We start from the raw sequence: 936 nt of genomic DNA, 5'->3' as shown, positions 1-936 counted from the left end.
ACAATGATGAGTTTTCCTCACCAGTCTTAGGAAGCGCTTGGCTACCACGTTTGTGTTTAGGATCTTTCACTTCAGAAGTTGATTCTGAGACACTCAATGAGGCAGACACTGAAGCACTTGTTGAGGCAGAGGTTGAAAGACTTACTGATGTAGAAGCTGACTCTGATTCTGAAGCGGATGCGCTCGATGACGCTGAAGCAGATGTGCTTGCTGATTCTGACACAGACACACTTGCACTTTGTGCTTCACTCAACGATACAGACTCACTTGCAGAAATCAAAGCACTTACTGAGGCAGATTGTGATTCACTCAATGAGACACTCAATGATGCTGACTCTGATTCTGAAACGCTTGATGATGTACTGATAGAATCTGAGGCAATGACGCTTTCAATATCTAGGCTTTCAAGTGATAGAATGGCTGGCTGACCTTTACTTGAAATTACAGAATTAGAAGCCGAAATAGAGGCGCTTGCCGACTCTGACGCACTTGCTGATTCTGAAGTACTTACTGAGGCTGAGGCGCTGGCTGACGCTGACTCAGATGCACTTGCTGAAGCTGAGGCGCTTGCTGAAGCCGAGGCACTTGTTGATTCTGAAGTACTTGCTGAAGCTGAGGCACTTTCTGAGGCTGAGGCGCTTACTGACTCTGAAGAACTTGCTGATTCTGAGGCGCTGGCTGACTCAGACGCACTTGCTGACTCAGACGCACTTGCTGAAGCCGAGGCACTTACTGACTCAGAGGCGCTTGCTGAAGCTGATGCACTTGCTGAGGCTGACGCACTTGCTGAAGCTGAGGTGCTTACTGACTCAGAAGCGCTTGCTGATTCTGAAGCACTTGCTGAAGCCGAGGCACTTGCTGACTCAGACGCACTTGCTGAAGCTGACGCACTTGCTGATTCTGAGGTGCTTGCTGATTCTGATGTACTTGCTGAAG

General features: G+C 48.6%; 1 pseudogene. It reads right to left on the bottom strand.

The window, feature by feature from the left end:
• A pseudogene (locus tag AX663_RS10940) lies at positions 1–936 on the bottom strand (accessory Sec-dependent serine-rich glycoprotein adhesin); the annotation flags it as partial.

The organism is Streptococcus sp. CCH8-H5 (assembly GCF_001556505.1).
In the GTDB taxonomy this organism is placed as follows: Bacteria; Bacillota; Bacilli; order Lactobacillales; family Streptococcaceae; genus Streptococcus.
This window is presented reverse-complemented; position numbering and strand designations above follow the sequence as displayed.